Here is a 5315-nt window from a genome sequence, read left to right on the forward strand (position 1 = left end):
GAATTGACGCATAGGTCAAATAGCCACACACCACGCAGACCGGGTAATATAGGCCACTTGTAATTTAGTTACCAAGATTTGACAAAATCATGAAACTCCACCAAACCGTCGAAGCCGTCACCCAGCGCATCATTGAGCGCAGTCAGCCCACCCGCAGCAGCTACCTGGAGCGCCTGACCCTGGCCGCCAACCGCAAACCCGGCCCCGAGCGCCTGGGTTGCGCCAATGTGGCGCACGCCTTTGCCGCCATGCCCGCCAATGACAAGCTGCGCGTCGTGACCGAGCGTGCGCCCAACATTGGCATCGTCACGGCCTACAACGACATGCTGTCAGCGCACGCCCCGTTGCAGCACTATCCCGAACTGATCAAGCAGGAAGCTCGCAAAGGCGGCGCCACCGCCCAGGTGGCCGGCGGCGTGCCCGCCATGTGCGACGGCATCACGCAAGGCACGGCAGGCATGGAGCTCAGCCTGTTCTCGCGCGATGTGATCGCCATGGCGACCGCCGTTGCGCTGAGCCACGATGTGTTTGACGGTGCGCTGATGCTCGGCGTGTGCGACAAGATCGTGCCGGGGCTGTTGATCGGGGCGCTGCAATTCGGCCACCTGCCGACCGTGTTTGTACCCGCCGGGCCCATGACTTCGGGCCTGTCGAACGGCGAAAAGTCCAAGGTACGCGAGCTCGCCGCGCAAGGCCTGGTCGGGCGCGCCGAGTTGCTGCAAGCCGAATCAAAGGCTTACCACGGCCCGGGCACCTGCACCTTTTATGGCACGGCCAACAGCAACCAGATGCTGCTTGAAGCCATGGGCCTGCATGTGCCGGGCACTGCGTTCATCAACCCTGGCGCCGCGGTGCGCGAAGAGCTCACGCGCGAGGCGCTGCGCACCGTGCTGGGCATCACCAAGGCGCGGCGCTTTGCACCGATTGGCCAGGTGGTGGACGAGCGCTGCATTGTCAATGCCATGGTCGCGCTGCTGGCTACCGGCGGCTCGACCAACCACCTGATTCACTGGGTGGCCGTGGCGCGTGCGGCGGGCATCGTCATCGACTGGAATGATTTCTCGGCCTTGTCCGAGGTGGTGCCTTTGCTGAGCCGCGTCTACCCCAACGGCGCCGCCGATGTGAACCAGTTCCAAAACGCCGGTGGCCCGGGCTTTGTCATCCGCGAACTGCTGGACGCTGGCTTGATGCAAGCCGACGTGCTGACCGTGCGCACCGGTGGCTTGCGTGAGTACACCGGCATACCGAGCGCCAGTCTTGACGGCTCTCTGCACTGGGAGGATGCCGGTTCCAGCAAGGACGACGCCATCGTGCGGCCCGCGAGCGCGCCCTTCAGCCCGCACGGCGGCCTCAAACTGCTTGCCGGCAACCTGGGGCGCAGCGTGATCAAGATTTCGGCCGTGCCCGACGACCGCCATGTGATCGAGGCGCCGTGCCGGGTGTTTGATTCGCAAGAGGCGCTGCATGTGGCTTTTGCGGCCGATGAACTCAACCGCGACCTGATTTGTGTGGTGCGCTGGCAAGGCCCGCAGGCCAACGGCATGCCCGAGCTGCACAAGCTCACGCCGCCGCTGGCGGTGCTGCAGGGCAAAGGTTTCAAGGTGGCCCTGGTCACCGATGGCCGCATGAGCGGCGCCTCGGGCAAAGTGCCGGCTGCCATTCACGTCTCGCCGGAGGCGGCGGCGGGCGGCGCGCTGGCCAAGGTGCGCGACGGCGACATCATCCGCTTGGATGCCAACGCCGGCACGCTGCAAGTGCTGGTGGATGCGGCCCAATGGGAGGCGCGCGCGACGCAGCCGATGCCCCAGGCGCTGATTGAGGCCAACGGCCTGGGCATGGGCCGCGAGCTGTTTGCCAGCATGCGGCGCAATGCCTTGTCAGCAGAGCAGGGCGCCTGCAGCTGGCTTTGATTTGAAATTCACTTGGAAATTGAGACAACACCTATGAAGAATTTGACCGCACTGCAAGTGATGCAGGACGCGCCGGTGATCCCGGTGATTGTGTTGAACGACCTGGCTCATGCGGTGCCGATGGCGCGCGCCCTGGTGGCCGGTGGCATCCGCATGCTGGAGGTGACGCTGCGCACGCCGCAGGCGCTGGCCTGCATCGAGGCCATTGCCCGGGAGGTGCCGGAGGCCGTGGTTGGCGCCGGCACCGTGCGTAGCCGCGCCGATGCCCAGGCCGCCGCCATGGCCGGTGCCCGATTTGCGGTGAGCCCCGGTTTCACGCCAGCCGTGGGTCAGGCGTGCCGCGATGTTGGTCTGGCGCTGTTGCCGGGCGTGGCGACCGGCAGTGAAATCATGCAGGCGCTGGAAGCAGGCTTTACCGAACTGAAGTTCTTTCCGGCGCTGCAAGCGGGTGGCGCGGCCATGCTCAAAGCCTGGAGCGGCCCGTTCTTTGACGTCAGGTTTTGCCCGACCGGTGGTGTGACATTGCAGAACGCCCCCGATTTGCTGGTGCTGCCCAATGTGCTGTGTGTCGGTGGCTCCTGGCTGGTGCCCTTTGACGCCTTGGCGCAGGGCGACTGGGCGCGCATCACCGAACTGGCGCGTGCCACCAAGAATTTATAAGAATTAGGCCTCTAGACCACGTCGAATATGCGCCAGTAGCTATCAAAATAATTCTATAAACTCCAAAACTAAGCGCAGGCATCCACGTGTGAGCGATGCCGCAAAACCCATCGCGGACGTTCACAAGTCATCGTTGAGCTGCGGCCTTGGGCCCGAAGCGGGTATTCGTTTTGAGAACCTAGGGGACGGTAACGCTGCGAAAGCGGTTTTAGCCCGACTTAGAAAGCAGCCGTTCAATTAGCTGCGACAACTACGGCTAACGACCGAATTGGATTTCCCCTATGGGGCGTTCGTTTCAAGCCGCCACGGCATAGCGTCGTTTGCCGGCGGCTTTGGCTTGGTACATGGCTCGGTCCGCATGATGTGCCAGTGCCTCGCTGGTAGTGCCCAACTCAGGGTAGTTTGCAATGCCGATGCTGGCCGAGAGTTCCAACGTCAGCGCGCCAATCGAATAGGGCGCTGACAAGATGTCGAGCAACTTGGCTGCCAAAACCTGAGTGGTATCCAATTCCGCCGGGTTCACGATAAGCGCAAACTCGTCGCCACCGAGGCGGGCCGCCAGGTCGGATTTCCGAATCGAAGCGACGATACGTGCCGCAACCGTGCGCAACACTTCATCGCCAATGGCGTGTCCATGCAGGTCGTTGACGGCCTTGAATTCGTCAAGATCGATATAGAAGAGGGCGAGACGCGCGTTGGTCCTTTCGCAAATCGCGAGCTGATGATCGAGAAACTCGTGAAACAGCGCCCGGTTGGCGAGGCCGGTCAGTACGTCGTGATTGCCCCGATGCTGGGCCGCCACCAACAGCTCTGACGCTTTGGTCAGCGCCCGGCCGACCTCGTCCGCCTCCTTCAGGCGCAGCGAGGGAACCCGCACCGCCGCGCCCGACCCGAGCGCCAGTGCAGGGGCCGCCAATTGATGAATGGATGTCGCGATCTGGCCGCCAATCACCCACGCCAGCGTCAGGCTCGCCAGCAGCAGGACCACGGTGGCGGCCACCAACCACCAGAGCCGCTGCACCAGTTGGGCAGTCAGGTCGGCAGCGGGAATTCCAATGGCCACCGTCCAGTTCGAGATGGCCGATCGGCTGAAGACCGCCAGCACCGGAATACCTTCGAGCGTCACGATGTCCATCGCATCCTCGCGTACCTGCGTTACGCGCCGGATCACGTCCGGCGGGCCTTTGGTTCCGACAAAGCGCTGCATTTGATGGGTGCGGGCCGCAATCGTGCCGCTGCTGTCATACACCACGGCGATTCGGCCCGCAGCAAGACGTTGCTGGGTCAATAGCGCGGACAGGCGTTCCGGCCAGCGGCCCGCCGCGAGGGCGTAAATGACGTTGTCGCCGCGGCGCACCGGCACCGAAACCACCAGCACAAAGTTCTTTCTGACCGCGCCCGAGAAGATATCCTGCGTCACGGGACGTCCTGTTTTGAATACTTGCAGCAGCGCCGTATTGCTATCGGTCGGCAGCTTGCTTCCCAATGGCAGCAGCGTATTGAGGACCTGCTGACCGTTTTGATCGAACAGCACGACGTTGTCAACGTCCAGGTTTTTGAGTGCGTCCGTGGCCTGCGCATAAAAGGCGGGCAGATCATTGGACGCCAGATAGGGCGAGGTGGCGAGCGCCAGCAAGGCAGATTGCGTGCTGGCCAGTTCCATGTCAACCGCTGACATCATGGCGCGTGCAGTGGACATGGATTCGCGCACCAGTTGCGCCCGGCCCTGATCGTAGCCGTAGGAGATCAACGCCGCTACCAGCAACGCCGCTGGAAGAATACACGCCATGACCAGCAGGATCAGCCTGGAGCGGATGGTTGGGATGCGTTTGGGTTTCATCACTGTGGCGCAACAGCTACGACTGTGTCTTGCCCGCCGCATGCTCCAGCAACGCCGTCATTTGATCCAGCGGTAGCGGCTTGCTAAACAGATAGCCCTGCATTTCGTCACAGCGCAGCAAGCGCAGCATTTTTGCCTGCTCCTCTTCTTCCACACCTTCCGCCACCACCTTCAGCCGCAGCGCATGAGCCATGCTGATCATGGTCGAAACCAGCGACATGGCCTTGGCATTCTTGAGCATGGTGATGATGAAGGCGCGGTCGATCTTGACTGTTTTAACCGGCAATTGTGCCAGATACGCCAGCGATGAATAGCCGGTGCCGAAGTCGTCGATCGCGATGCAGATTCCAAGGCTTCGGATCGCTTCCAGTTTTTCGATATTGCCCGCCACGTCCTCCATGATCAGGCTCTCGGTAATTTCCAGGTCGATGCCGTGCGGGCGGACGCCCTGCTGGAGTATTTTTTCGACGGTTTGCACGAAGTCGCGCTGGCGCAACTGGATCGGCGACACGTTGACCGCAATGCGCGGCGCCACCAGTGCGCGCTCGCACCAGTAGTCGTAGTCGTGCACTGCCTGACGCAGCGCCCAGGCCCCGGCTTGCAGGATGATCCCGGTCTCATCCATCAGCGGAATGAATTGGCTCTGTGGCACCAGGCCACGTTCAGGGCTCAACCAGCGGATCAAAGCCTCAACCCCGACAATGCGACCGCTATCGAGCGCAACCTTGGGCTGGTATGTTCACTTGGATGCACTGCTGTGGAGATTGCTTCCTCGGCCCCGGAGAACGTCGCGGGGTCGATGCCGAGGAGCTGGCAGGTCTGGGCATCGAAACACCATTTGTTCTCGATGAGGTTCCACTGTCATTCGCCCATGCGAGCGCCCGTCAAGGCAAGGCAAGGCGCAG

General features: G+C 62.4%; 3 protein-coding genes and 1 pseudogene. 2 read left to right on the top strand and 2 right to left on the bottom strand.

Annotated features, from left to right (window positions below; translation table 11 throughout):
• The first annotated feature begins 89 nt into the window (after positions 1-89).
• Positions 90-1910, top strand: coding sequence for a phosphogluconate dehydratase (gene edd, locus GZ093_RS19940; protein ID WP_296489403.1), 1821 nt, complete (start codon positions 90-92; stop codon positions 1908-1910).
• A 33-nt stretch (positions 1911-1943) separates the two neighbouring features.
• Entirely contained in the window at positions 1944-2570 is a 627-nt protein-coding gene (gene eda / locus GZ093_RS19945; protein ID WP_296489404.1) for a bifunctional 4-hydroxy-2-oxoglutarate aldolase/2-dehydro-3-deoxy-phosphogluconate aldolase, read from the top strand.
• Between the two features lie 295 nt (positions 2571-2865).
• On the opposite strand, the gene GZ093_RS19950 is transcribed toward eda, so the two are convergent.
• Positions 2866-4410 (bottom strand): sensor domain-containing diguanylate cyclase, encoded by a 1545-nt coding sequence (locus tag GZ093_RS19950; RefSeq protein WP_296489405.1) that lies wholly within the window; start codon positions 4408-4410, stop codon positions 2866-2868.
• A gap of 16 nt (positions 4411-4426) precedes the next feature.
• A pseudogene (locus GZ093_RS19955) lies at positions 4427-5134 on the bottom strand (EAL domain-containing protein); the annotation flags it as partial.
• Positions 5135-5315: the final 181 nt, after the last annotated feature.

Source organism: Rhodoferax sp. (assembly GCF_010365055.1).
Lineage (GTDB): Bacteria > Pseudomonadota > Gammaproteobacteria > Burkholderiales > Burkholderiaceae_C > Rhodoferax.

What these genes read in the sequence shown, in the direction of transcription:
- GZ093_RS19950 (WP_296489405.1), bottom strand. Translation starts at nt 4,410, where the DNA reads ATGAAACCCAAACGCATCCCAACCATCCGCTCCAGGCTGATCCTGCTG.
- eda (WP_296489404.1), top strand. Translation starts at nt 1,944, where the DNA reads ATGAAGAATTTGACCGCACTGCAAGTGATGCAGGACGCGCCGGTGATC.
- edd (WP_296489403.1), top strand. Translation starts at nt 90, where the DNA reads ATGAAACTCCACCAAACCGTCGAAGCCGTCACCCAGCGCATCATTGAG.